Origin of the sequence: Novipirellula aureliae (assembly GCF_007860185.1) — a bacterium.
In the GTDB taxonomy this organism is placed as follows: domain Bacteria; phylum Planctomycetota; class Planctomycetia; order Pirellulales; family Pirellulaceae; genus Novipirellula_A; species Novipirellula_A aureliae.
The window spans coordinates 53754-78476 of record NZ_SJPY01000008.1; the positions used below are offsets into that span (position 1 = coordinate 53754).

Annotated in this window: 21 protein-coding genes and 1 pseudogene; 10 read left to right on the forward strand and 12 right to left on the reverse strand. The window is 51.3% G+C overall.

What is annotated here, in order from left to right; translation table 11 throughout:
* The first annotated feature begins 290 nt into the window (after nucleotides 1-290).
* The 6 genes from Q31b_RS22570 (at nucleotide 291) to Q31b_RS22595 (ending at nucleotide 4662) form a co-directional block, all read left to right on the forward strand.
* The gene (locus Q31b_RS22570) at nucleotides 291-998 is read left to right on the forward strand and encodes a transposase (RefSeq protein WP_146601938.1); all 708 of its coding nucleotides are present in this window, start codon (nucleotides 291-293) and stop codon (nucleotides 996-998) included.
* A gap of 529 nt (nucleotides 999-1527) precedes the next feature.
* Nucleotides 1528-1908, forward strand: coding sequence for a hypothetical protein (locus Q31b_RS22575; RefSeq protein WP_146601939.1), 381 nt, complete (start codon nucleotides 1528-1530; stop codon nucleotides 1906-1908).
* Nucleotides 1901-3064, forward strand: a complete 1164-nt coding sequence (locus Q31b_RS22580; RefSeq protein ID WP_146602123.1) for an AAA family ATPase — start codon at nucleotides 1901-1903, stop codon at nucleotides 3062-3064. Before Q31b_RS22575 ends, Q31b_RS22580 begins: the two co-directional genes overlap by 8 nt.
* 36 nt (nucleotides 3065-3100) lie before the next feature.
* On the forward strand, nucleotides 3101-3445 hold the full coding sequence (locus Q31b_RS22585; RefSeq protein WP_146601940.1) for a low molecular weight protein tyrosine phosphatase family protein: 345 nt from the start codon (nucleotides 3101-3103) through the stop codon (nucleotides 3443-3445).
* 5 nt (nucleotides 3446-3450) lie between these two features.
* Entirely contained in the window at nucleotides 3451-3735 is a 285-nt protein-coding gene (locus Q31b_RS22590; RefSeq protein ID WP_146601941.1) for a hypothetical protein, read from the forward strand.
* A 6-nt stretch (nucleotides 3736-3741) separates the two neighbouring features.
* A complete protein-coding gene (locus tag Q31b_RS22595) occupies nucleotides 3742-4662 on the forward strand; it encodes a hypothetical protein (protein ID WP_231617771.1) in 921 nt (306 codons plus the stop codon).
* 263 nt (nucleotides 4663-4925) lie between these two features.
* Here Q31b_RS22595 and Q31b_RS22600 read toward each other — a convergent pair whose 3' ends face one another.
* Nucleotides 4926-5264: a hypothetical protein gene (locus Q31b_RS22600; protein ID WP_146601943.1), complete on the reverse strand. Its 339-nt coding sequence runs from the start codon at nucleotides 5262-5264 to the stop codon at nucleotides 4926-4928.
* Nucleotides 5265-5448: 184 nt separating this feature from the next.
* Here Q31b_RS22600 and Q31b_RS22605 point away from each other — a divergent pair, with 184 nt between their 5' ends.
* Nucleotides 5449-6129, forward strand: a complete 681-nt coding sequence (locus Q31b_RS22605; RefSeq protein WP_146601944.1) for an alpha/beta fold hydrolase — start codon at nucleotides 5449-5451, stop codon at nucleotides 6127-6129.
* Between the two features lie 20 nt (nucleotides 6130-6149).
* Here Q31b_RS22605 and Q31b_RS22610 read toward each other — a convergent pair whose 3' ends face one another.
* Nucleotides 6150-6875, reverse strand: coding sequence for a YqjF family protein (locus tag Q31b_RS22610; protein ID WP_146601945.1), 726 nt, complete (start codon nucleotides 6873-6875; stop codon nucleotides 6150-6152).
* Nucleotides 6876-7113: 238 nt separating this feature from the next.
* On the opposite strand from Q31b_RS22610, the gene Q31b_RS22615 reads away from it, so the two are divergent.
* Complete coding sequence (locus Q31b_RS22615; RefSeq protein WP_146601946.1) at nucleotides 7114-8013, forward strand: ParA family protein; 900 nt, start codon at nucleotides 7114-7116, stop codon at nucleotides 8011-8013.
* A gap of 14 nt (nucleotides 8014-8027) precedes the next feature.
* On the opposite strand, the gene Q31b_RS22620 is transcribed toward Q31b_RS22615, so the two are convergent.
* The 6 genes and pseudogenes from Q31b_RS22620 to Q31b_RS22650 form a co-directional block, all read right to left on the reverse strand.
* Entirely contained in the window at nucleotides 8028-8549 is a 522-nt protein-coding gene (locus tag Q31b_RS22620; protein WP_146601947.1) for a TIGR02452 family protein, read from the reverse strand.
* Nucleotides 8550-8837: 288 nt separating this feature from the next.
* On the reverse strand, nucleotides 8838-9227 hold the full coding sequence (locus tag Q31b_RS22625) for a DUF2721 domain-containing protein (RefSeq protein ID WP_146601948.1): 390 nt from the start codon (nucleotides 9225-9227) through the stop codon (nucleotides 8838-8840).
* Nucleotides 9228-9384: 157 nt separating this feature from the next.
* A pseudogene (locus tag Q31b_RS29510) lies at nucleotides 9385-9498 on the reverse strand (peptidase M28); the annotation flags it as partial.
* Between the two features lie 31 nt (nucleotides 9499-9529).
* A complete protein-coding gene (locus Q31b_RS29145) occupies nucleotides 9530-9718 on the reverse strand; it encodes a hypothetical protein (protein ID WP_231617772.1) in 189 nt (62 codons plus the stop codon).
* Nucleotides 9719-10305: 587 nt separating this feature from the next.
* A complete protein-coding gene (gene dinB, locus Q31b_RS22645; RefSeq protein ID WP_146601950.1) occupies nucleotides 10306-11511 on the reverse strand; it encodes a DNA polymerase IV in 1206 nt (401 codons plus the stop codon).
* 677 nt (nucleotides 11512-12188) lie between these two features.
* Nucleotides 12189-13091: an endonuclease/exonuclease/phosphatase family protein gene (locus Q31b_RS22650; protein WP_146602124.1), complete on the reverse strand. Its 903-nt coding sequence runs from the start codon at nucleotides 13089-13091 to the stop codon at nucleotides 12189-12191.
* Between the two features lie 566 nt (nucleotides 13092-13657).
* Between Q31b_RS22650 and Q31b_RS22655 the strand changes: the two genes are divergently transcribed.
* Nucleotides 13658-15880 carry a redoxin family protein gene (locus tag Q31b_RS22655; RefSeq protein ID WP_146601951.1) on the forward strand — a complete coding sequence of 741 codons (2223 nt, stop codon included), beginning with the start codon at nucleotides 13658-13660 and terminating at the stop codon, nucleotides 15878-15880.
* 310 nt (nucleotides 15881-16190) lie between these two features.
* Here the strand turns inward: Q31b_RS22655 and Q31b_RS22660 are convergent, their stop codons facing one another.
* Complete coding sequence (locus tag Q31b_RS22660) at nucleotides 16191-16898, reverse strand: transposase (protein WP_146601952.1); 708 nt, start codon at nucleotides 16896-16898, stop codon at nucleotides 16191-16193.
* Between the two features lie 371 nt (nucleotides 16899-17269).
* Between Q31b_RS22660 and Q31b_RS22665 the strand changes: the two genes are divergently transcribed.
* Nucleotides 17270-21877 (forward strand): ATP-binding protein, encoded by a 4608-nt coding sequence (locus tag Q31b_RS22665; protein WP_146601953.1) that lies wholly within the window; start codon nucleotides 17270-17272, stop codon nucleotides 21875-21877.
* 192 nt (nucleotides 21878-22069) lie between these two features.
* Here Q31b_RS22665 and Q31b_RS22670 read toward each other — a convergent pair whose 3' ends face one another.
* The 3 genes from Q31b_RS22670 to Q31b_RS22680 all read right to left on the reverse strand — a co-directional run bounded on the left by Q31b_RS22670 (nucleotide 22070) and on the right by Q31b_RS22680 (nucleotide 24558).
* Nucleotides 22070-22714 carry a hypothetical protein gene (locus Q31b_RS22670; protein WP_146601954.1) on the reverse strand — a complete coding sequence of 215 codons (645 nt, stop codon included), beginning with the start codon at nucleotides 22712-22714 and terminating at the stop codon, nucleotides 22070-22072.
* Between the two features lie 152 nt (nucleotides 22715-22866).
* Nucleotides 22867-23649, reverse strand: a complete 783-nt coding sequence (gene istB / locus Q31b_RS22675) for an IS21-like element helper ATPase IstB (RefSeq protein ID WP_231617773.1) — start codon at nucleotides 23647-23649, stop codon at nucleotides 22867-22869.
* A 42-nt stretch (nucleotides 23650-23691) separates the two neighbouring features.
* The gene (locus tag Q31b_RS22680) at nucleotides 23692-24558 is read right to left on the reverse strand and encodes a Mu transposase domain-containing protein (RefSeq protein WP_146601955.1); all 867 of its coding nucleotides are present in this window, start codon (nucleotides 24556-24558) and stop codon (nucleotides 23692-23694) included.
* Nucleotides 24559-24723: the final 165 nt, after the last annotated feature.

The following is a 24723-nucleotide window of genomic DNA, read 5'->3' on the forward strand; positions in this document are numbered from 1 at the left end:
TGACAACGTTCGGTGCTGTACCAGATGGCGGTTTCTTTCAATACGTGATCAAGGTGTGCGTCGGTCACGATGCAGAACGCATTGAGCACTTCGTGTTTAATCGTCTGACAGATGGAAAGGTGTCAGGACTCTTTAGACAGATGGAAAGGTGTCAGGACTCTTTACCAGCGGTTTGACAGATGGAAAGGTGTCAGGACTCTTTACCAGCGGTTTGATTGGTATTATTCTATTGCAGATGGAAAGGTGTCAGGACTCTTTACCAGCGGTTTGATTGGTATTATTCTATTGACATGCCCCGGCCTAAACGTGCTGACGAGAAAGATGCGATTTACCATGCCTTGAATCGAGGCAATGGCCGGTCGACGATTTTTAAGAAGGATGCAGATTACGAGGCTTTTGAAAACATCCTCGCCGAAGGTCTGACGCGGTCCTCCTGTCGCATTCTTTCCTATCAACTAATGCCCAATCATTGGCACTTTGTACTTCAACCCACTGTAGATGGCGGAATGAGCGACTTCTTGCGTTGGGTTAGCCTGACGCATACGATGCGTTATCATGCCCATTACAAAACCGCAGGGGAGGGACATGTTTATCAAGGCCGATTCAAAAGTTTTCCGGTTCAGGATGACGATCACTTCCTGGTTTTGTGCCGATACGTTGAGCGTAACGCGAAACGCGCCAAACTAGTGAAGGATGCCGAAGATTGGCGTTGGGGTTCGTTGTATCGCTGGAGTCGATCAAGTGAACCGTTGCCTCGATTGTTAACTCCGTGGCCGATTCCACGCGAAGCGAATTGGATTCGACGGGTCAATGAGCCTCTTGATGAAAAAGAAATCGATTCAATCCGTTGGTCGATCCGGCGCGGTAGTCCGCTTGGGGAACCAGGATGGGTGGAGTCAATCGCACGTCGCTTGGACCTTGAGTCAACCTTACGCCCTCGGGGACGCCCGAAGAAAAAGCTACCAAACGAGTCTCGATTGCCAAGAAATGAGTCCTGACACCTTTATCTTCCTCGATTGCCAAGAAATGAGTCCTGACACCTTTATCTTCCTTTATCTTCCGATTGCTAAGAAATGAGTCCTGACACCTTTATCTTCACGATTGCCAAGAAATGAGTCCTGACACCTTTATCTTCACCAAGAAATGAGTCCTGACACCTTTATCTTCACATGGGATCTTTAACGGCGTGTCGATTTAATCGTTTAACGCTTAGCCGAAGGCGTCAGCTATTCCGCAAACGGTCGCCTACGGCTTGTCGTTAAACAATAAGACGAGTCGGGCTGATTAAATCGACACGCCGTTAACAAGATCCACTACTGAAATCACCGCAAGACAGCATCAAACGGGGCGATAACTGATGTAGAGCCGTTTCTGTTGTTAGCCGGTCCAGACTTCCTTTGTACCACAAGATGATGCAAGGGTTCTCTGAAAAATTCGGTATACTGGCACTCGTCGCAGAACGGCTTAGTCTCTTCAAGCGTGGCGAAGTCACGATTTTGAAAATCTCGCAAACATCTTTTCACTGACATGATACGCAACTTGATCGGCAAGAAACAATCGGATTGGGACGACGTTGAATCCGTCGCGAGAAAGCTTGCGTTTTGGGATCGATGGTGGGTTCTCTTACTGATCGTGTTCGCGATTGTCATCGCCTCGATGGTCGCATTTTTTGTATTCTTGTTCAATTTTGTTCGTGATCTCAATCCGAACAATGCTCTTGGCGTCAACGTCAACGAGATATTTCTAGTCGTTGCTTTTCTACTGGGAGCAACACTGGGGATGCACCTTCACGCGGCTATTGGCTACTTTGCGAACGCCTTGATCACCGGGTTCCGGTCCGAGCGTTTATTTGTTAAGTATTTCGATGAACGAAAAACAATGGATCCGAAAGACCAAACCCATGATTGATCGGCTTGCTATTTCCGGATACCGGTCGATTCGTTCGATCATTTTGCAACTTGGGTGGCTGAATGTCATTACGGGAGCGAATGGTTCGGGTAAGTCAAATCTGTACCGGGCATTGCGACTTCTGGCGGACGCGGCCGATGGACGACTCGTGCATTCTCTGGCTCAAGAAGGTGGCTTTGACTCCGTCAGATGGGCTGGTCCCGAGACCATTACGAGAGAAATGATTCGTGGCGAGGTCCCGATCCAAGGCACCGTCCGCAAAAAGCCCGTGAGTCTGAGAATGGGCTTTACCGGCGATCCGTTCAGCTATTCTCTCGAACTCGGGCTGCCGCAACCTTCGCAATCCATGTTTGATGGCGACCCCGAGGTCAAACGCGAATGCTTGTGGCGTGGCACTGCAATGGATGCGAAATCACTTTGTGCCGATCGTCGGCAGTCGTCACTACGGTGTCGAAGCGAGAAAGGCAAATGGCAAGATGTCGATTTCCCGATCACGACCTATGCCAGCATGTTATCGGAGTATGCAGATCCGTTCGCTGCACCGGAGTTGATCGTGATCAGAGACATCCTTCGGTCCTGGCGTTTTTATGACACGTTTCGCACTGACGCCGACGCACCCGCACGTCGGACGTCCGCAGGCACTCGCACGCCGGTGATGTCAGGCGACGGTAGCGACTTGGCTGCTGCGATTCAGACGATCCGGGAAGTAGGAGACCGCGAGGCACTTGACCGAGCAATCCATGACGCTTTTCCTGGTGCCCGCGTTCACGTCCAAACAACCGATTCTGGGATGCAGTTGAAGTTGACTCAGCCAGGCATGCTGCGTGACTTAACCGCTGCGGAACTCTCTGACGGCACGCTTCGTTTTCTATTGTTGGTTGCAGCTTTGCTAACGCCACGTCCACCCGAGTTGATGGTGCTCAATGAGCCGGAAAATAGTCTCCATCCTGATCTCGTTCCCGCGCTCGCACGTCTCATCACACTTGCTGCCGAGAGGAGCCAAGTGATTGTGGTAAGCCATAGCCAGCCGCTCGTCGAGCAACTCGAGTCGGACGAGATTTGCGTCCCCATCCGACTTGAAAAGCGACTCGGTGAAACGATCATGCAAGATGCAAACCTGCTCAGTCAATGCGGCTGGAATTGGCCGGCACGCTAGGAAAACTTAACAGGCAAACAGAATAGCCGTTCAATCATGAAGCGTCCCAACATCCTGTTCGTTTGCAGTAAGAACCCATGGCGGAGTCCAACGGCGGAAGCGATCTATCGTAACAACGATCGCATTTCGGTTCGCTCACGCGGCACCTCGAGGTCCGCCGTGCAAACAATTCGAGCGAGTGACATCGTTTGGGCAGACGCGGTTTTGGTGATGGAAGACAAACACCGACAACGAATCTTGGCCGACTTCCCCGACGAATCAAAGTTGACGCCAGTGCATGTGTTGGACATCCCCGACGACTACCCATTCATGGATGACGAATTGGTAGTCCTGATCCGATCGGCTACTGAGCCGATTATCGCTACGATCCAGCGGAACTGATTTCAATGCCAGACCGAAACAAACTTCGTGTTGGTGATCAGATCCGGTTGATGTTTGTTCCTGAATGCGACCTAGCTCAGCGTGAACGTGAGATTATGGATGGAACTGAAACCTCTGATTCGACTGCAACTATTATCGAACGAATCATCGCCATGGATCCGGTAGTGACAATTGTGCGCATCGACAAGTTCGGCGCACCTTGGTTCGAGGTCGAACTCGCGGAAGCCGATGGCATACACTATCATTCGTTGATAATTCTTGTTGACGAGTCCTGGGAACACTGCGACTGATTGACGATGCAACTCATTCTTCCGTCCATTCCAAACGCACTTGAGAACGGGGAGCGTTTTCCACAGCCAAACTGGTCGGCGATTGCCGAATGGGTTGATACACATGTTCGCAATTGTTCACTGAACCAAGTTTGGACAGAATTGGCTCGCGAATGGCTGGAGATGCTGAGGGTCTCTTTGGGTGACGACTACACCATCGCCGAGTCTGCGGAGTTTCTGTTGGTTGCGAAAGATGACGTGCGGCTTTCCAATCGGATACTTGAAAGTTGCGAGCATACCCGACTAACAATTCTTAAAGCACTTCCCGTTGTCGCACGCGATGATGGCTTCGGTAAACATGTCGTACTGGCCTTCGCGGACACCAACAGTTACTACGATTACATCTCCGACTTCTATCCAGACGAAGGTGAATTTGCTCTCTCGGGAGGCTTATTCCTTGATCGAGGGTATGGACACTTCGCATTCTGCATGGCTTATGGAGACGACCATGAACGCACTATCGCCCACGAACTCAATCACAATTTACTGCGTCACCTACCGTTGCCGCTTTGGTTGAACGAAGGCGTTACGCAGGTAATGGAAGACACTGCTGTTGGCAGTTCTTATTTCATTGTCGATCACGAAATCGTAAGACGACATCGAGCGTATTGGAATTCAGAAACCATTGACGCGTTCTGGTCGGGTGACTCATTCTTTTCACCGGACGACGGGCAAGAACTCAGCTACCACCTCTCGCAAGTCCTTTTCCGCAACCTGGTTTCAGACTTTTCGAAGCAGATTCCGCAGTTCCTAAACACCGCAGACTACGCGGATGCCGGCAATGGAGCATTGCAACAGCTTTGTGGCGTATCGTTGGGTGACCGAGTGAAGCAGTTCCTGGGTCATGGATCGTGGGAGCCTGGGCGAACCTATTCTGATGTCGACTGATGGGCACGATCGCCCGCAAGTTGGACAGAGCGGCCCCTCGATGCGATTAATGCGATCAAGAGTGTGTCCTTACTCTCTCGTTGTGACTCCTTGCGGTGTTGACTGTCGGCGACCGACGCGAGGATAGTAAAACGAGTGAATCGATCATGAGGACTGCCAATCGCCGTAGGAACCCAGGGTAATCATTGATGTCGTAGTAAACACCGTTGCCGAGGGAATGGTCCGTTGTCATTGAAGTTGGCTGCTCTTCGTTGGCGGGGGATTCAATCGCATACTTGTGCGTTAAGACGACGATTGTGACGCTGATTTCGAACTCCCACAACCAAACATCCAATCGCGATCACGAAGCTAGACAATCCTGCCGTCACTGATACTTGAATCACGCTTTCCAATTCGATCGGCTGACCATTGGATTCGATGCCACTCAGCGTCGTATTTGTTGGGATAATTTGCCAATCTTGATTCAAGAGAAACAATGCAGGAAAAGAAACGATCGCGGTCACGATCAGCAAAATCGCGCCGACTGCAAAAAAACGATGTGTCCTGCGCGGGGCAGGAGTGTTGGAAGGTAAGCTTTCCGTCGGACGATAGGGATTCGGCATCGGCAGCGATCGAGCGGTTTGGTTGTGCGATGGAAGCCTTCATTGCGGCTGGTACAAATGAGTATACTGAAGTATCGAACGATCCGTCCCATGCGAGAGCCAATCCACATGTCAAAAATCATAAAGCGTGACGGTAGTGATCATTCGTTGGTGGTTTCGGAGTTAAGAAGGACTGAAGTAAGCAATGCACAGTGACTCAATCCCCCTGATTCTGTTTTCAGGGCTCGCTGCGGATTGCGAGGTCTTTGCTCTGCAGTCGCTCGCGTTCGAAAACCTGGTCGTGCCGAGTTGGCCGGTTCCCAAATCAGATGATACGATTGACAGTTACAGCAAACGATTAGCCGGCGAGTTGCGGCAGTTTGGACCAGCGGTGATTGGTGGCGCGTCGTTCGGTGGGATCGTGGCTTTGCATGTTGCCAAATACCTCGATCCGTTGGCCGTGATCCTGATTGGTAGTATTCGCTCTTCGGACGAGTTGCCGCAATACGCAAAATGGGCTCGTCCGCTGCGGCCACTCGTTTCACTGCTGCCTGTCCGGCTGATGCAGATTGCTTGCGTACCGATTGGATCGAAGGCGTTAGGCTGCTGGTTTCCACACCTCAGCGGACTGGCCCGTCAATTCTGTCACAGCGATCCGAGAGTATTTAAGTGGTCGCTATCGCGAATCCTCGATTGGGATTCCACACCGCAATTTGACTGCCCCATCTTTCACATTCACGGTGACCGCGACATGGTATTGCCGATCCGACACACAACGCCAACGCAAATCGTCGCTGGTGGCGGTCACGTCATTTCACTGACGCACGCGCGTGAAGTGAACGCATTCATTCGTTTGGTATTGAAACAATTGAACAAGGAATACTAATTGATCTGTCGAGAATAGGGTTAAGTATCCGGACGGATTCCGAATACTTCAACATCAACGCCGTCGCAGTAGTGAACTAGGTCTGGATGCTTGCCAGCCGCAGGCAATCCGGTCGCCGCGATGAGACCATCTTGTATTTTGAGAACGGTGGCTCGCTTAGCAAGATAGGGTTGGTGATGAACTTGTCCGACGTGAATAGCTCCTCGTCGCTCGACAAACAACAGATAGCGTTCGAGTAGAAAATGCTCCAGGGTGCCGGGCTGCGATTCACCGAGTTCCTGGCCGACGATGTAGCTTACGGAGTGAGTTGCAGAAGAACCACTGCTTGCTCGTTCACTCCAATAGGTGGCATGGTTACCATCACGTATATCGTTCATTTTGGAATAAAAATAGGGAAGTGCCCACCCTGAGCGAGCGGCCCAAACGGCCAAACGAGAGCTTGCGTCCAGTGAAAAAAAGTAGACGCCAGGTCGCCCTCGGTGAACGACATAGGTGCGAACATTGGTTTCATAGAAGTTGAATGCGAACGCTTGCGGCAGCCATCTTGGTTTAATGCGACGCATTTTGAAGGGCACCACACCCACGAACGCTCTCCCCTCAAACATATCGATTTGCAGTTGGCTGGGGAGAACGCTGCGAAGTGCGTTGGAAGGCAATTCCCAGTGGCAGAATAGCAACGATTCCCAACGCTGGGTTCCGTCGGCTCTTCCGCTGGGCCGAAGCGTCGGTGCAATACGATCAATCATGTTATTGGTTTAACCGCCGTTGTTTTCCATTTGTAACCGAGGGAGTAGTGAAATCATTTAAATGCATCATAGTGATGACGCCACGTATAGCAGCCTCTGACGCTTGACTTTGCATCCAGAGTATTCTTTTAGGAAATGTGGATATCCAGTGCGTCCGATACATTTTCAGGGGACATTCGGTCGTGGAATGCCCCCCTGCAATTATCTATTGAATCCTCCCGCCTTTGAGACACTCACCATGCCCATTTTGTTGATGATAAATCTAAAGGGGGGAGTTGGCAAAACGGCATCAACGGTCGCAATCGCGGAAACGCTTGCAGACCAGGGGCAGCGGACGCTAGTGATTGACGCGGATCACCAAAGCATGGCAGGTGAACTGCTTGTTGGTGAACAACGCATCCTGAAGGCGGAAAAGTCAAAAGCGACACTTCACGATATGTTTCTAAAGATGGCAGACCTTGGATTCGAGCCGAGCCAACTCAACGAGTTCGCCATCCCAAATGCATCCAATGTTCAATCGGCTGCCGAGAACCTGTCGGTTGTGCCATGCTCTTTCCGAATCGATGACTTCTTCGGATGCGTCTCAAAGTCAAGGCGTATTTGCCGATCGTACGCGAGCGAACGGGATTTGCAGACGCACTTGGGTCGTCAGATGCGGAAGGTGCAACGCTGGGTTCGCGAAGAATACGATTTTGTCCTCGTCGATTGCCCCCCGAGTATCGCGATGCAAGTCAAGATGTTTCTAAGAATTGCCGACGGCTACATTATTCCGAGTATTCCGGATCAGTTGTCCGTGCGAGGATCTGCAAATTTGGTGAATCGTCTGAACAAACTCAATTTCACAAGAATTGAGGGGCTAGGAACGCTTTGGACACTCTACCGCGAACAAGTTGCACTGCACCGCGAGGTCGTAAGCGACCCTTTCTCAGGGATACCAGACCCGTTCCAGACAATCATTCCTAACGCCACCAAGTTGGCCTCGGCCGTGGATCCTCGCGGATACTTGAACCCGGTCGCAACTTGCGAGGTCAAGTATGGAAAGCCATTTGCCGAGAGATATCGCCATCTGGTCGACGAGATCTATTGTCGATGCGAGCTCTATGGTATCGAAACCATCGGCTCTTTGCTGATTGGGTGACCATGATCACCATCTCATTCCAACAAACGCTGCATTCGATAATTCGTCAACCATTGAATACGGCGGCGAAGCATTGACTCGGCATCGAGTCGACCGATCGCCGGTGCGTACGGCGCGGCACATGTCAAAAAGCTGAGCAGCCACGGCTTGCTGCATTCCATTCCCGCATCGTCACGGAAAACGGGCACATCCGGCGACAGAATCGCCCAGTCGCTCGAAGCGGCGGGATCATTGTCGCGGTGAAAGGCGTATATCGGATCGTCGAACAGCGTGGCGTACAACGCACTGCTGCGACAGAGCGTTTCCTCTTGAGCCGTCGCGCCCCGCAAGAACCCACCGCCAGGCTCGATGCCGTTTGCAAAATTGAGTGCCAAGGGACGATGCCCTTCTACGACCAGAGCGCGGGCTGCGGCCAGTGTGGTTTCGTTTGCGACCGTCACCAAGGTTTCAGCGTGCGTGTCGTCGTGAGACCGCTGCGTGGCATCCGGCAGACTGGCATCGGGCGTCGTTCGTTCATCGTCAAGATAGATTTTCATTCGGTTTCGATCCAATGGAACTTATCGGCACTCAGTTCGGACTCGCCATCCCGCGACCTGAAAGACGCGCACTTGCTCGACAACGTCACCATCCCAGGAAGATTTGCGAACGTGGCGAATATTGATCTCTTGGAAGCGGCGGAGAAGAAGCTAGCAATCAATTCGACGCGATACCCGATCGATAAGTCCAAGGGCGTCGCAACGAAGTATGACAAACTCGAATAAACGGAGCCTTGGATACCACTCGAGATTGAGTCGCAGGTAGCCAGAATCGCTCAGCAAACGGTTCTACTTTTCCATATCGCTCAGCTGCAGATTCAACGCACCGATGGACATGCGGATTTCAATGAGTGAAATCGTCAATGATCCGACCATCAAAGCGAGACTAATCGCAAAGACGACTTTACCTAAGAAAACCATTCCTGCAAACAACAACCCCATGCAGACTGTGCATGACAGCAGGCTCGCGACACCGAGAGTCTGCATGTCACGAATCAAGTTTACCCGCAGGCGCAAGTTTGCGATTTGTGCGGCAGCCACTGGATCTGGTGTCTTTTGATACTCTCGGTGTAGCGTCCGTATCACTGTCGCCAACGCCAAGAATCGGTTGGTGTAAGCGAGCAAGAGCAATGATATGGTTGAGAAAAGCAACGCGGGAGTGGTGAGGTCGATGTTCATATTTTACCTTTCCGCGACGATTATACGCACTAAATACGAAATAGCGATATCTGTTGCTGATCCAAGCCGAAAAACAAACGCCCGACACAGCGTCATCGAAGTTTGAAGCGTGAAGGTCAAAAAGAAAGGAGTGTGGTGACGCCCATTGCCGATCCAGCTATCGAAGTGACCGTCGCATCGCCGCAGCCACGCCGATGGTGACTTCGGTCATGCGGGGATAGTCTAGCGTTTCGGGCGTATCGGTGGCTTGGTGATCGTTTGGATTGCGAAGAGATCATTGCAAAATGAAAATCGCGAATTTGTCATTGCTTGAGGAGTTTGACGACCGGCTTGGAGAAGTTCAATTTGCAATTTGCAATCGCTCCTTCAATGGAACCGATGGTTGCTTCCATCGTTTTGGGCTTCTTCAAAGTGCGTACGCCGATCAATTCCGCAAGTCGATCGACATGCAGGCGTAGGTTGGCTTCGATTTGGTCGCGATCGTCATTCATAAGTGTAGCGGGCGAAAGGGCGGAAGCCGTGAATAAGAACAATGAACAGGAAAAGCAGATTGCGAAGCAAAACTGCGAAGGGATTGATGGTCGGTGCTTTCGTAGTGGATCTAGTTATAGATCCTTGTTGCGAGGGATCTTTAACAAGATCCACTACGGCTAAATGCTCGCCAAGTGATCGCATCTATGGAACGCTGCGGGGATAATCAGCGAGCCCTTCTCGACCGACGTCGCATTGTTTTCAGGCCGGAGGCGGACATATCCGCTGCCGGTGGCTCACGCAACCGGCAGCGGATGTGTCGGCCTCCGGCCTGTGGATCGTTTCGGCCTCCGGCCTGTGGGGTGATGGTGCAACTAAGCTTATGCCATTTCTTTGTTTTCTGGTAGTCGTTCAACATTTCCGAGCGAGCCAAGTCATTAGATATTGTTGCGGAATCTAAGCAATGCGAGTTTCGGGACCGGATTTGTCGAGTTGAACAAGCAAAGCCAGGATTGCAACGGCGAAATAGAGACGGTCTTGGACGCGGAGGATGATTTCGTACGAAAGACGGTCAGCACTACTTTGAGAGCACTGAGTTAATATGTAATCAATCCTTGCGATCTGCCGTTCGCGATTGAAGACGCGAGTTTCCTCTGCTTAACGATGTGCTTCCGAACTTGTCCCGCACGGCATCGGTAACCGAATCCAGCTTTCGCTGCTTTGCGTGTTCCTGCCTTTCCTGGTCATCTTCGTCGAAGAATGTCTGCTGCACCCACCGAGGTTCACTTCCGTCGCTTAAATTGCTGACTCCGACGCCGACTAAACGTAGGTGCAAATGACTTGATGAAAGGGCGTTGTTGAGCATCTCCTTCCCTGCCTGCCAAACTTCGGCCGTCACGTCGGTGGGATTCGGCAGTGTCCGGGAACGGGTGATCATCCGAAAGTTGGACAAGCGGATCTTCAAGTGGACCGTTCTCGCTTGCTTCTTCTGACATCGCAATCGGCGCATGACCTGTTCGGTCAAATCCGATAGCCTAGCCAGCAAGAGGTCCTTCTCGACGATGTCTGTGGCAAAGGTCGTTTCGTGCGAGATCGACTTCGCTTCACGGTCTGGTACAACGGCTCGATCATCGATCCCGCGAGACAACTTCCAGAAATGCTCGCCCTGACTACCAAAGTTTTGCCTGAGTGTTTCAACCGAAAGCCCGCGAAGTTGCTCGATCGTGTGAATGCCAAGTTGATCCAGTATGCCGCCGGTCACTTTCCCGACTCCCCATAGTCGCCCAACCGGCAATGGATCGAGGAACGATTGAATCTCATCGGGCCGCACGACAACCAATCCATCAGGCTTTTGTAAATCGCTGGCGATCTTCGCTAGAAACTTGTTCGGAGCAACGCCGACGGATGCGACCAATGACGTTTCTTGCTTGATTTCCTGTTTGATACGGAATGCGATTTCTTCCGCCTTGCCAAAAAGTGATTCACAACCGGTAACGTCCAGAAACGCTTCATCAAGCGAGAGCGGTTCGACGAGCGGAGTGTACCGAAAAAAGATGTCGCGGATTTGGCGAGAAACCTCGGCGTAATAGCTCATTCGAACTGGCAAGACAGTGAGCCCCGGACAAAGCCGCAATGCGGTCGCCGTAGCAATAGCGCTATGTACGCCAAACTTCCGGGCGGCGTAGTTTGCCGCAGCCACGACGCCGCGTCCCTCGGGAGTACCGCCAACAACGACCGGACGCCCTACCAATTCAGGTCGCTCGCGTTCTTCAACGGATGCATAAAACGCATCCATGTCAACGTGTAGGATCATTGTTTATTGGTGAGTATGTGATTGCCGTTGCGTCAGCGTCAATCGGCTATGCCGCTCGCGAATACGATTCTAAGTGCGAGCCCATTCTAAGTGCGAGCCCATTTTAAGTGCCCGGCCATTTTAAGTGCCCGGCCAGCCGCTGAGTCCAGACGACATTGTTCTTGTGGAATTCGACCGTAGCATTGGGGGATCACAACTGCGCTGCGGAGGAAGGTGGCTGCGCAGAATCTGGTTTTCCGCCTTCAAGAAGCGGATCTGCTGGGCAAGTTCCTGCCGCGTAAGCGATGCAAGGAGTGTCAAAAGTGGATGGATGAATTTAGCCATGGATCGCTGAAGAACCTTGCATTTTAGTTATTCGCCCGAGGCGTCGAACCATTTTGTGAAAACTGCGTCGGTCTCCTCAAAATTCGGAAAAAACTCAGCAGTTCTAAATACCTACAACGCTGCCTATCGACCTACTCGATCTGTCTTGTCGACTTTCGACACGACTCGATTCATGATTTTGGTATTTGGTACCTGTGATGGTGGATGCCTGACCGTACAGGCCTATATCATCATAGACGGTACCTTGGGCTTCACTCCGTCTTAAAGTCGAATCCAAATCGTGGACTGAATTACCGCTTCCGAATTTGACTAACATGTGCGGCGAACCATGCGATGAAACGAAGCGTGGTCGGTCACTTTGGAACTCCGCTGCGAACAATCGTCGCGGTTACCGGGTAGTGATCCGACGGTGTACGGCCTTGATAGTCCGTTCGGTCGATCCCGGCACTCCGAATCGTCCATTGGCCGGCTACTGCGATCCAGTCAATACGTCCGCCGTCGGTGACCCCGGCCCGGAAGCCAGAGAATGTCGCTTCGCCAGCACTCGAATCGCCTGCGACTGCAAAGGTGTCGGTCGGCGTGGTTGCCGGCGATTCCGCTTCGAACATCGCTCGATAGGGTTCCGAACCGACACCGGAATTAAAATCGCCAGTGATGACGATGTCGCAACCCTCGCCGATCTGGAAAGCTTGTTGACGTACCAACTTCGCCGACTCGACGCGGGCCCGCGGACCGCGATGATCGAAATGCGTGTTCATGAATAGGACAGGACGGAGCGAAGGTTGAAGCCGATCACGGAGTTTGACCCAAGAACACATCCGCGTCAGACTCGTGTCCCACGACATGCTACCAGGAATCGCTGGTGTTTCGCTAAGCCAGAAATGGCCCATGTCAACCTCCTCAAATCGATCCGTGCGATAGAAGATGGCGGTCATCTCACCTTCGTCGCCTCCGGTGTCGCGTCCCACACCAATGCTGGTGTATCTCGGAATTTGCTGCTGCAGATAGGTTTTCTGGAAAGCGAGCGTCTCCTGAGTCCCGAGCAGATCAGGGGCGAACTCCTCGATTGATTTCGCCACGAGGTGTTTCCGCTTGTCCCAATGGTTATCTCCGTCTTTCGCAGATCCGTAGCGGATATTGAAGCTCATCACCCGCAGTGGCTCACCTTCACCGGACAAGATAGGAGTCGCCCAGAAGATCGCCAAACCCAATGAGACAATCCCGGCAAGAAGCGAAGAATACAAAGTACAGAACATAGTCGATAACCGAGGTGATTGGGGGATCGATAAATACTCTAAAACGCCCACTTGGCGGGTCATCGAGGGGATTGCATTGAGCGGCACCCCTTTCGCAGAACCGGACTCCCATTGGCAACCCGTGCGATGCAAAGCTCCACACCACCGAGGGAGTATTGATCAGATCAGGACCATTTCGCCAACTTCGCGTAAAGACGCTAAGCGACGCGTTTGATTATACGGCATTCGAACGGGTCCACACCAGCGAGCAGCCGATAAAGGTTTACCGTCAATTCGTCGCCAGGTTCTTGACTCGCATGCTGGTCGCAGTAGACATCGCCCTATGAATCGTGCGGTTGTGGAAATCGCGTTGGGTGTTTGGACTACGCGAACGAGTCGCCTGCGTCGTATAGGGCTGGGGGCATCTGTCCAATTGCTCTCGTCGGTACGGATCCGACAGCCAAGTCCGCGATGCCGCAGGTCGGAATCAATTTATCAACCTATTTTCAAAAACTCATCGGTCGACGGTCCGAATTTTGGTAACCTAACTCTTTACGTCCGTTTCGTCTCATCATAAGGAACATTCCGTGAAAACTTACTTTGCAACAGTCACGATGTTTTTCATCACACTGTATGGAAGTTTCGCCTTAGCCGGGGATTACGTCTATGGCACCATTTCTGGCTGGGGGCATTTGTCCGACCCTGACGGTGATTGCACGTTCACAATCGGCAAGAATCGCCTGCAAATGAATCTGGGCGAAGCAAGCCATAGGCTTGATGTGGAAAAAGGTCAGATGAACTCGCCACGAGTTTGCCAGTCAATGGAAGGTCCATTCGCACTGGAAGTCACGGTCGATGGCGATCTGTATCTTCCTGATGTCAAAACGATGAGTGGCAAATCCTTCGTTTCAGGAGGAATCTCTGTTTTGAAAGACGAAAAGAATTATGTGCGGCTCGAACGCGCGAGTTTTTGTAGGCGTGGTTCAGCATCGCACTACGTCGTATTTGAGATGCGGCATGGCGGCCAGGACGTTCGGATGGCAAAATTCGTGGACTATCCAATCGACAATGAAAAGCCGGTCCAACTACGTGTTGAGATGAATGACGGCGTGATCCGTGGACTTGTCCGTGATGTCGATGGATCGTGGAATGAAATGGGAACCGCAACGCTGCCCAACGCTAACGCCGTGTCGGTTGGAATTCATGCATTGAACACGTCCGGGACGGCGGTGAACGTCACGTTTCATGATTTGAAACAACAAATGGAATACGTGCCGGTTGAAGCGGAATCCAGTGTCGGAATTGAACTGAAATCGCCCGAGAGTATTGCATCCGTTGCGAAGGGACCCGACCCGGAGTTCATCAAACTGGTCAATCGCATTCGAGAGCTACAGCAGCGATCAAACACAATCGATTCCATGACATCGGACGAGCGGCGGAAACTCATGGACGATACTCGTGGGTTGCTCACCGATGCCGATGATCCATTGAAAGTGCGTTTAGTGCTCGCCTTTGTCTCAAGTCTGAGTCGCCAATTCGAACAGCTCGGTGAATACGATAACGCGATCGTCGTCTTCGATCTCGCAACTGAGACGCTGCAGTCTGTTGAGGACGAAACGGTGAAACGGATGACGGCCTCGCTTCTAAACTACCGTGACCGATTGCAGAGTAAGTTCGACATGATCGGCAAGCCGATCGAACTCGATGGCGAAACGCTTTCGGGCGCAGAGTTTAGCTGGCAAGAGTACACGGGCAAGGTCGTGCTCGTGGACTTTTGGGCAACCTGGTGCGGCCCTTGCATCGCAGAAGCCCCGAACGTCCGGCGTTGCTACGAAGCGTATCGAAACCGTGGCTTTGATGTTCTCGGGATCAGTCTCGATACCGATCACGCAAAACTTGAATCCTATCTGGCAAGGAATAGGGTTCCCTGGGCGAATCTGTTTCAAAAAGATGCAGGATGGAAACACCCGATGGCCGTGAAGTATGGAATTCATGCAATCCCTACAGCGATCCTGGTTGGCGCTGACGGGAAGGTCGTCTCGGTGAACGCTCGAGGAACCAAGCTTCAAGAACAACTTGAACGACTCTTGGGGCCTGCCGAGATAGACGAAAATTGGCAGAGTGTCATCGATTCGCTCGATCAACGAGTTCAAGACGACCCAGAGAATGCGACACTTTGGGAGGAACTGGCCAACACTCAGGCGAGAGCTGAACAGTGGAACAGAAGCGGTCATAGCTACCGAAAAGTTTATGCTCTCAGAAATAATCACGCCGAAAAATTCTTGCCCTTGGCGGCGGTGCTGCTACTGGCGGACGAGCAGGATGCTTACGAGACACTCTGTAAGGAATTTGAGTCCGGACTCGACGATTCTGCTTCGGCCAGGACGCTATATTTGTATGCGCGGGCGCTCGGATTGGATTTCAATTCAACCGAAACCACAGCTCTCGGTCCGGCGAAACGTTGCGTTGAAATGGACCCACAAAAGTGGCATCTGCATACGCTTGCGGCGGCGCACCTACAGGCCGGCCGCTGGGACGATGCGGTTTCATGGGCGAAACGATCCATCGAAAAAGGGGATTGGCATGCGCACGTTTGCAACTGGTTGGTGCTTGCGATCGCATACCACGAAAAGGGCGATAAGGCCCAGGCCAAAGTGTGGATGGACAAGAGTGTTGCTTGGTTCGGTGATAACGAACGTCGACTGAATCTCGCACGCAACGACGGTTTGCCGATGGTGCCCCATGACTGGCTGTCGGCCAAGATTCTTTATCGCGAGGCGAATGCCCGGCTTGGAAGCGAAAACGAATGAATCGCTAACTCGACTTTTGAATTTCCTCGTTTTGGGTCGTGAAATGATTCGCCCCGTGCAACAAATCGGCTCAAACGAAACTGTGGAAGATAAAGGTGTCAGGACTCATTTCTTGGCAATCGATACTCGTTTGGAAGATAAAGGTGTCAGGACTCATTTCTTGTGGAAGATAAAGGTGTCAGGGGAAGATAAAGGTGTCAGGACTCATTTCTTGGCAATCGAGACTCGTTTGGGAAGATAAAGGTGTCAGGACTCATTTCTTGGCAATCGATACTCGTTTGGTAGCTTTTTCTTCGGGAAGATAAAGGTGTCAGGATTCATTTCTTGGCAATCGAGACTCGTTTGGTAGCTTTTTCTTCGGGCGTCCCCGAGGGCGTAAGGTTGATTCAAGGTCCAAGCGACGTGCGATTGACTCCACCCATCCTGGTTCCCCAAGCGGACTACCGCGCCGGATCGACCAACGGATTGAATCGATTTCTTTTTCATCAAGAGGCTCATTGACCCGTCGAATCCAATTCGCTTCGCGTGGAATCGGCCACGGAGTTAACAATCGAGGCAACGGTTCACTTGATCGACTCCAGCGATACAACGAACCCCAACGCCAATCTTCGGCATCCTTCACTAGTTTGACGCGTTTCGCGTTACGCTCAACGTATCGGCACAAAACCAGGAAGTGATCGTCATCCTGAACCGGAAAACTTTTGAATCGGCCTTGATAAACATGTCCCTCCCCTGCGGTTTTGTAATGGGCATGATAACGCATCGTATGCGTCAGGCTAACCCAACGCAAGAAGTCGCTCATTCCGCCATCTACAGTGGGTTGAAGTACAAAGTGCCAATGATTGGGCATTAGTTGATAGGAAAGAATGCGACAGGAGGACCGCGTCAGACCTTCGGCGAGGATGTTTTCAAAAGCCTCGTAATCTGCATCCTTCTTAAAAATCGTCGACCGGCCATTGCCTCGATTCAAGGCATGGTAAATCGCATCTTTCTCGTCAGCACGTTTAGGCCGGGGCATGTTAATAGCATAATACCAATCAAACCGCTGGTAAAGAGTCCTGACACCTTTCCATTCTCCTCCTGGTAAAGAGTCCTGACACCTTTCCATTCTCCGGGGCATGTCAATAGAATAATACCAATCAAACCGCTGGTAAAGAGTCCTGACACCTTTCCATTCTCTGACACCTTTCCATTCTCAGCGTAGAGTAGAAGTGACTTTATGGACGGACTTCTTACTGGGCTTTCACAAATTCGCCTTCCCCGACAACTCCAACTGGTTTCCGTATTCATCACAATCCAAACCCACTTGAACCGCGGTTTCAAACTGAGGTAAAAACGTTGATACTTGTGACAGCGGTTTTTAAAGTTTCGTGGCGGTGTGGCGAATCAATGATTGACAAAAACAGTTTTAGAACCATTCGATGCTTTGGTGGCAGTCAGCAAGGCGGGCTTGAGGAGTTAGTTTGTCAGCTAGCGCACCTAGCTCCGCCAGCGACTGCAAGGTCGTTCATTCGCAAGGAAGGATCGGGAGGCGATGCAGGAGTTGAATGCTATTGGATTCTCGAAGATGGTTCAGAGCATGCTTGGCAGGCGAAGTTCTTTGTTGACGGCGTGAATCCAAAAAGGTGGGAGCAGATCGACGAATCCGTCAAGACCGCGATCAAGAAGCATCCGAGACTGCGGAAGTACTATGTGTGCGTGCCGCTGGATCGGACAGATACACGAACGACAGGACCAGGTGGAAAACAGACGGTTTCTGTGCTCGATGAATGGAATGAGTACGTCAAGAGATGGACTGACTTTGCGGCTGAACGGGGCATGAGCGTCGAGTTTGAGTATTGGGGCGCACACGAAATGCTGCTGCCTCTTCAGTCGGACGATCCGCAATACTCTGGCCGAGCTTTGTATTGGTTCAACTCGGTAGTGCTAACTAGCGAAAAGCTACAACGCTGTCTCGAGAAGCAAGAAAAAGCACTTGGCGAACGATACACTCCCGAATTTCATGTCGATCTTCCTATCGCAAAGACGCTGGACGGATTGGTTAATGGAGAAGAATTCTGGAAAGAACTCAATCGCACAGCCGTTCAATGGGATAAAGATGTGACGTCCTTCGTGGCGACTAAACCGTCAACTGACGTCGAGGACCAGCGTGCTCCAGTGCTAAAAACGCTCGACGAGTTCAAGAGTCTTGTCAACTCAGTGATTCTATCGAGCGATCGGAATCGACTCGTTTGGATTCAACAACAGGCCGAGAAAGTTGCGGTGACCTTGCGAGGGTTTGAAAAAGCCTGCAGCAAGTCAGAGGCGGCGAGCAAGCGAGCAGATAGGCATTCGAGTTCATACCGCGATGAAGTGTATTGCTTCGCCTTCCAGCAATTCGGCAAGTTTTCTGGATTCTTGGAAAGCGACTTTGTTAACGCGAACGTCGCATCTGCGGTGCTGATACTCGGTGAAGCAGGAAGCGGGAAGTCGCATTTGCTTTGCGACTTTGCGAAGGGTTACGTTCAGAACAAGGGACCAGCGGTCCTGTTGCTTGGACAACATTATCGAGGCGGAAATCCCCTGACTGTTTTGTTGGACCTGCTTGATCTTAATGGGCATTCCTATGAAGTAGTCCTTGGTGCACTCGATGCAGCTGGCGAAGCCTCAAGAGGCAACGCGGTTGTGCTTGTTGACGCTATTAATGAAGGCAACTGTCGCGACGAATGGATGGATCACCTTGTCGGTTTCCTCGAAGATGTGAAGCGGTTTCCACATATCAGTTTGGCTTTAAGCTGTCGCTCTCGCTTTGACGAACGACTTGTTCCCGAGCATGTAGATACCGGCGAAATGCTTCGTGTTACGCACGAAGGATTTCGCGGACATGAGCACAGGGCGGCCTCCGTTTATTTGTCTGGGCAGGGAATTGCAAAGCCAACCACGCCAATTTCAGCGCCGGAATTTTCCAATCCATTGTTTCTGAAAACTTGCGCTACCGCGCTAAAGCAGATGGGCGAAACGAATTGGCCGAAGGGCTACCAAGGATCGACTCGATTGTTCGATATTTATTTAAAATCGCTTGAGCGAGTCGTCAGCAGAAAGCGAAAAACGGAGATCAACGACCGAGTTTGTCAAAAAGCACTTGAGGCAGTTGCCGGCGCCATGTATCCAGATCATCTTTTCGGCCTGCCTTGGGACAAGGCGACCGAAATCGTTAACGCGGTTGACACTAGCGTAAGCCCCAATGAGTCTCTGTTCCAAACGCTGCTACGCGAGGGCGCGCTGGCCGAAGACATCGACTACCAGATGAATCAGCATGACCGTTTGCGCCCAGCACCGATCGTTCGATTTGCATATGAACGCTTTTGCGATCAATTCGTCGCTCGACAACTACTGGGAGCAATTGGTGACCCGGCAGAGCTGTTCGAAGTGAGCCATCCTCTTGGAAAGCTGATCGCGGATAAGCGTCATGGACAATGCCACGGAATATTGACGGCGCTTGCGATTGCCGTACCAGAGAAATTTGGAGTCGAGTTCTGGGATTTACTTCCTGATGAAACGAAAGATCATCCGCAGGCGGCAGACGACTACTTTTTCGAGACGTTACCGTTCCGTTCCCCTTCGTCTTTCAGCGACCGAACGCGCGACCTCTTCAATTCACTGGTTCCTTACGAATTTGGCGTCCAGCATCAAAAGTTTGATCTGATGATTCGGTTCGCGATCGAACCAGACCATCCCTGGAACGCTGAGTTGTTGCACAAGTTCCTGGCAAAGCATGACATGCCGAATCGAGATGCTATTTGGTCGGTCTACGTTGCTAAGAACGATTTCCAGGAGGAGTACGATCAAACGGAGTCCGTAATTCGATCTGTGATCGAATGGGCAACGTTCGGTGATCTTGAGTTTGCCGATGAGAAACAAGTCTACTTCACCCTGATTGTTTTGATTTGGTTCACAACAACCACAAACCGAAAGACGCGCGATCAAGCCACAAAAGCGGCCGCGCGGCTGATTGCTCGATACCCAGGGTTATTTGTCCAACTACTGGGCACCTTTCAGGGTATCGACGATCTCTACCTTCAGGAGAGGCTGTATGCAGCAGGCTACGGAGGACTTTGCAATTCAGTCGAAGACAGTGAGTTAAAGATTGCAGCGAGATTCGTTTTCGACAATTTGTTTAGCGCTGGCTTTGCAACTCCGCACGTTTTGCTTCGCGACTACGCGCGTGGAATCGTTGAGCTTGCCGCAGCAAGGGGATGTCTCGACGATTCGGTCAAGATTGAGGAATGCCGGCCTCCCTATAGAAGCGAATGGCCGTTAGAGGACCCTGATCCAAATGAGTTCAACAAGTACGGCAATAAGATTGAGTACTCCGTTTTTTCAGACGATTTCGGCAACTACACGATGAACTCAGTTCACAAATGGTCACCAACCCCACTCAGCGTCGCGAAATCAGAGACACAAGCGGAAATCTTGGAGCGGATGGTTGATGACCTGGAGGAAGCGTCTCGAGAGTTGTTCAATCAAGCAGTAGAAACTACCCGCAAAAAGGAAGAAGCCAGATGGCGGCGACCAGGTGCGTCCAGCGCTCAGGACATCAATGTCACGATTGAGCAACTGCTATCCAGTTATGAGGATCAAGAGCTCGTTGATGGCGAGGTGAATGACGAGCTTAGGGAGACCCTAGTTGAGGCGATGGATGCAAGCGTATTGGCTCCCACTGCAAATGACTTAGATGCTCCCAGCCAAGAAGATGTTGATGCCGCATGGCAAGCATTCAACGAGTCTTTGAACGCAGCACAGCGGGAGAGCTTTCGCTGGGCACAGGGATTCTGGCGACATGACCATGTTCTCGCGTCCTTCAGTCGAAAATGGGCCAAACGCTGGGTTTGTAAGCATGCGATGGAACTTGGCTGGACAGCAGAGCGATTTGATTCCTTTGAGAAGTCGCTCGGATATGATGGCCGCGGGCGTCCTCGAACCGAGAGGATTGGCAAGAAGTATCAGAGAATTTCGCTGCACAAATTCTTGGCACACCTATCAGACAATGTTCACTACAAAGATGAAGAAGGATACGAAGATACTCCCAAACCATCGCACTACCGTGGGCCTTGGCAGCCATGGGAACGCGACATAGATCCTACCCACTGGCTGCGCAAAACATCGGATTCTGGATTTGGTGAATGGGATGCAAGCGTCTGGTGGCGGCCGTTTGACTACACGTTCAAGATCGCATCGGATGAAGCAAAGCGACTTTGGTGCGAGGACCCCAAGGACCTTCCTAAGTTTGACTGCCACGCAAAAGTCGTGGACCGATCGAACAACGAGTGGTATTCGATGCGAGGTTTTTCAAAATGGCGAGAGCAAACGCTCAGCGGGGATCACTCGACGCTGGTGCGTGATATCTGGTTCAGGATTAACTCGATCGTCGTGTCGAAGCAAGATATTGGATTCCTGAAGAAGGAGCTAAAGAGCAAAAATTTTATTGACCCGCATTTCGTAGTCTCGACATCAACTGGGCATCAAGTCTATTTGCGCGAGTATCCTTGGCATCAATCGGTATTGATTCAGGACCGTCTCTCCCAGGACGAGAGTTGGAATATCAAGACAGCCCATGCCGTCCCCTACGCGGAGTACGAATGGGAACAGGGTAGTGGCGATCAATCCACTGACACGACTAATCTAAATCTCTACATGCCTTCCGCGTTCATGATCGAAAAGCTCCAGCTTGATTACGATCGCGGCCGTTTTGACAGTTGGGTTGATCGCAGCGGGAAGAGAATCTTCATTGACCCATCACTTCAATATGATGGGCCAAGTTTTGCACTCTTCGATTGCCAGTCGGTCAACAAAATGCTCCTTGAAAACGAATTGTGCCTCGTCTGGTTGATCGGCGGCGAGAAGATGGTCTTCGACGAAGCAAAATCTATGCTTAAAGCAAGAATGGTCTTCAACACATTGCTCTGGACAGAAGGCGTTGGCGGATTTAGAGTCGAGAATCGGACTTCGATGGAGTGACAAAGTGTATGGGCCTGCGTTTTGAAGTTAAGACCGGTATTGGGTAACTATTTACATCCAAATTACCTGTGGCACGTTTGATCGGTGGGTCTAGCGAAATCAGAATATTCAAATCTTCAGAATCGTGACAGTGCATGTCGTTAAGGTGTGGTGGGTTGCCAGGATGAAGTCGGATTGCTTGACTAATCCGAGTCACGACGCGTCGTCAGTCGTTTCAATCGGAGCATAGTAGACGTAGACGCAAGAAGTTGCGTACCGTTGGTCAGCGTCGTCTTTAATTACTACGTGCCGCACATCAACAACTTCTTGCAAATCACCATTGATCGCTTCAATGGACTCGCCAATTCGGGGAATAACTGGTAGTTGGCAGGCGATGTTTTTTGCGTTTTTTGTCGTGTCAACCAATTCAACATACGTTGTAGCCCCTAAAAAGTTGGGCTTCATCTCTTTATTCGGGGACGCATTTCGTACGTATGAATAACCCGCGTTCGCCATTGCCTCCACGGCCTCGCCAAAATCGCCCGAGTGCTTGCAAACGTCAACGTAACGCAAGAAACTTGATTCACTCACACCTGCCTCGCGAAGCCGACGACGAACATCGTCTTTTGCGGGCGAGATTGTTCCCGATTCAATGTCATTCAAAATGTCATCAATCGCCTCGCGGTCGTTTTCGCTTATAGGATCAACCAGAAACTCATTGACATCGGCTTCAATGCCTCTACAGATACCCAGCACTTTGTTTTCGTCCAGGTCGAATCTGCCCGCCCATTTTTGCAATGTGAGCAATTCACCGAGAATCCGCTCAAGTATAGCTCGCGTGCGTTCGTCTTGCTTCATTGTGATTTCCAGGTGGGGCTAGTTGCTGAGAATTGCAGTCATCTTAACCAAAGCCCACGTGAAGTGTCACTGGGCGCTTGAAAAGGGACCACCTATGGGCGCTTGTGGTCCCTTTTGAAATTGGTGGTTTGGATTTGGTTAGTTTACCTGATCTATTCTTTTTCTTCGGCTGCGGAGCCGGGGGGCGCTTTGGCCCCTTTTGATTTTTTTCCACTGTTTTTCAGACGATAGCTCCGCCCTGTAATTTTCATGATCTCGGCCGATTGCAAGAAGCGATCTAAGATCGCACTGGCACTCGGAACATCGCCAATCAACTTGCCCCAGTCCTCTAGTGGACGATTCGTTGTCATGATCGTGCTGCGAACTTCATGGCGACGCATGATGATTTCAAACAGATATTCACCGCTGCGTTTGGGCAGCTGCTTCATCCCCATGTCATCGATGATCAACAGGTCCGGCTTCAAGTAACGAGCCAGTACCTTTTCTTCGCCGCCCATCGCCTCGTCATGCAAGAAGTCTCGAACAACGTCGAAGATGCTGCGATAGTAAACGATTGCACCTGAGCGGATAACGGCATGACCAACGGCCTGCGCAAGGTGGCTCTTTCCGGTCCCCGGTGGGCCACACAGCAGGACGTCTTTCGCACTTCGCAAGAAGTGTCCACTGGCCAACTCAAACACCTTTGCACGATCGATACTGCGATTAAACGAAAAGTCAAAATCCTCGAGGCGACGCACATCTCGAAAGCTTGCACGTCGCACCCCGCGATCGATCTTTCGGTCATTGCGAACCAACGTCTCATCGGCCAACACCAACTCCAAGAACTCCTGGTGTGTTAGCCCGCTTGCTCTCGCTTCTTGTAACCGAACTTCAAGCGTTTCGGCCATGCCGCCGAGACGAAGTTCTCTTAACATTCGTGATAATGATTCATTCATTAGTCCATTTCCTCCTTGAAAGGTTCAATTGAGAGTATCACGTCAATACGTGAGTTTGTCTTGCACGCACTCGTGCACATAGCGGTCATAGTCGGCCAGAGGACGAATCAGCTCATGGTCGTCCAAGAACGGCATCAGCTCTTGTACCGGCCCGCTACGATCGATCAATTTGCGAATCGTTCGTAACTGGTAATCACCATGACGCCAGGCGATTTCACACGCTTGTTCGATTTGGTCACAGCGATGTTTCTTTGATAAAGCCAGTAGCCCCTGTAGCACGCGATGCCCACGAATCCCTTTTTCACGTAGCATTGCTTGACCCCAACGAGCGCTGCAATCGCCAATAAACGCCGTTTTTCGCAGTAAATAGGAACCACCTCGCTCAATCGAGTTGATCTTCTCGCTAGCGATGTGTTGAGATTTGGTATTGAATTTTCCTTGCTCACTGCGAGCGAAAACGGCAATCGTTTTGAGTTCACTGTCGAGCAGACGAACAGTTCGTGCATCCCAACGTGCCCAGACTTCGCGGCCAACATACTCCGGTGGCGCACTGTAGAACGCACGGTCAATCGCAACGTGGCCATCACGACTAACGATACGGCGTGCCTCCTGGAAGTTTGCAAAGCGTTCAAGTGGTAACATCATCAAGGCCCCTTTCTTTGATGCAAGGAAGTGTGCGCGAACTTGCTTACGAGTCGTTCCATGAATCCGCAAGTCAGCGACTGTCGCTTCCCAGTGCGAGAGATAATCGTTTTGCTCAGCCAAGGTGGCGAAGGTTCGTCCACGCAGTGCGTTCTCTTGAACATAATCAACACCGCGTTCCACCTTGCCTTTATGACGGGGCGTGTAAGGTCTTGTCGGTAGGATCGTGGTGCCGTAGTGTTTTTCGAATGCACGCAGTTTGGGCACGAGTTCGGGATCGTACCAATCAGGGTTTGTTGACTGCCGCTCGAAGATTGTCGATCACGGTTGTCTTGGGCACTCCACCGAAGTGCCAAAACGCATTCTCCAATGCAGCCAGGAAGTCGTCTGTGGTTTGTCGGAAAACAACCTCGGCATATCCCTTTCTCGAAT

Coding starts and splice junctions, on each gene's coding strand:
- Q31b_RS22570 (WP_146601938.1), top strand. CDS start 291: ATGCCCCGGCCTAAACGTGCTGACGAGAAAGATGCGATTTACCATGCC.
- Q31b_RS22575 (WP_146601939.1), top strand. CDS start 1,528: ATGATACGCAACTTGATCGGCAAGAAACAATCGGATTGGGACGACGTT.
- Q31b_RS22580 (WP_146602123.1), top strand. CDS start 1,901: ATGATTGATCGGCTTGCTATTTCCGGATACCGGTCGATTCGTTCGATC.
- Q31b_RS22585 (WP_146601940.1), top strand. CDS start 3,101: ATGAAGCGTCCCAACATCCTGTTCGTTTGCAGTAAGAACCCATGGCGG.
- Q31b_RS22590 (WP_146601941.1), top strand. CDS start 3,451: ATGCCAGACCGAAACAAACTTCGTGTTGGTGATCAGATCCGGTTGATG.
- Q31b_RS22595 (WP_231617771.1), top strand. CDS start 3,742: ATGCAACTCATTCTTCCGTCCATTCCAAACGCACTTGAGAACGGGGAG.
- Q31b_RS22600 (WP_146601943.1), bottom strand. CDS start 5,264: ATGCCGAATCCCTATCGTCCGACGGAAAGCTTACCTTCCAACACTCCT.
- Q31b_RS22605 (WP_146601944.1), top strand. CDS start 5,449: ATGCACAGTGACTCAATCCCCCTGATTCTGTTTTCAGGGCTCGCTGCG.
- Q31b_RS22610 (WP_146601945.1), bottom strand. CDS start 6,875: ATGATTGATCGTATTGCACCGACGCTTCGGCCCAGCGGAAGAGCCGAC.
- Q31b_RS22615 (WP_146601946.1), top strand. CDS start 7,114: ATGCCCATTTTGTTGATGATAAATCTAAAGGGGGGAGTTGGCAAAACG.
- Q31b_RS22620 (WP_146601947.1), bottom strand. CDS start 8,549: ATGAAAATCTATCTTGACGATGAACGAACGACGCCCGATGCCAGTCTG.
- Q31b_RS22625 (WP_146601948.1), bottom strand. CDS start 9,227: ATGAACATCGACCTCACCACTCCCGCGTTGCTTTTCTCAACCATATCA.
- Q31b_RS29145 (WP_231617772.1), bottom strand. CDS start 9,718: ATGAATGACGATCGCGACCAAATCGAAGCCAACCTACGCCTGCATGTC.
- dinB (WP_146601950.1), bottom strand. CDS start 11,511: ATGATCCTACACGTTGACATGGATGCGTTTTATGCATCCGTTGAAGAA.
- Q31b_RS22650 (WP_146602124.1), bottom strand. CDS start 13,091: ATGTTCTGTACTTTGTATTCTTCGCTTCTTGCCGGGATTGTCTCATTG.
- Q31b_RS22660 (WP_146601952.1), bottom strand. CDS start 16,898: ATGCCCCGGCCTAAACGTGCTGACGAGAAAGATGCGATTTACCATGCC.
- Q31b_RS22665 (WP_146601953.1), top strand. CDS start 17,270: ATGATTGACAAAAACAGTTTTAGAACCATTCGATGCTTTGGTGGCAGT.
- Q31b_RS22670 (WP_146601954.1), bottom strand. CDS start 22,714: ATGAAGCAAGACGAACGCACGCGAGCTATACTTGAGCGGATTCTCGGT.
- istB (WP_231617773.1), bottom strand. CDS start 23,649: ATGAATGAATCATTATCACGAATGTTAAGAGAACTTCGTCTCGGCGGC.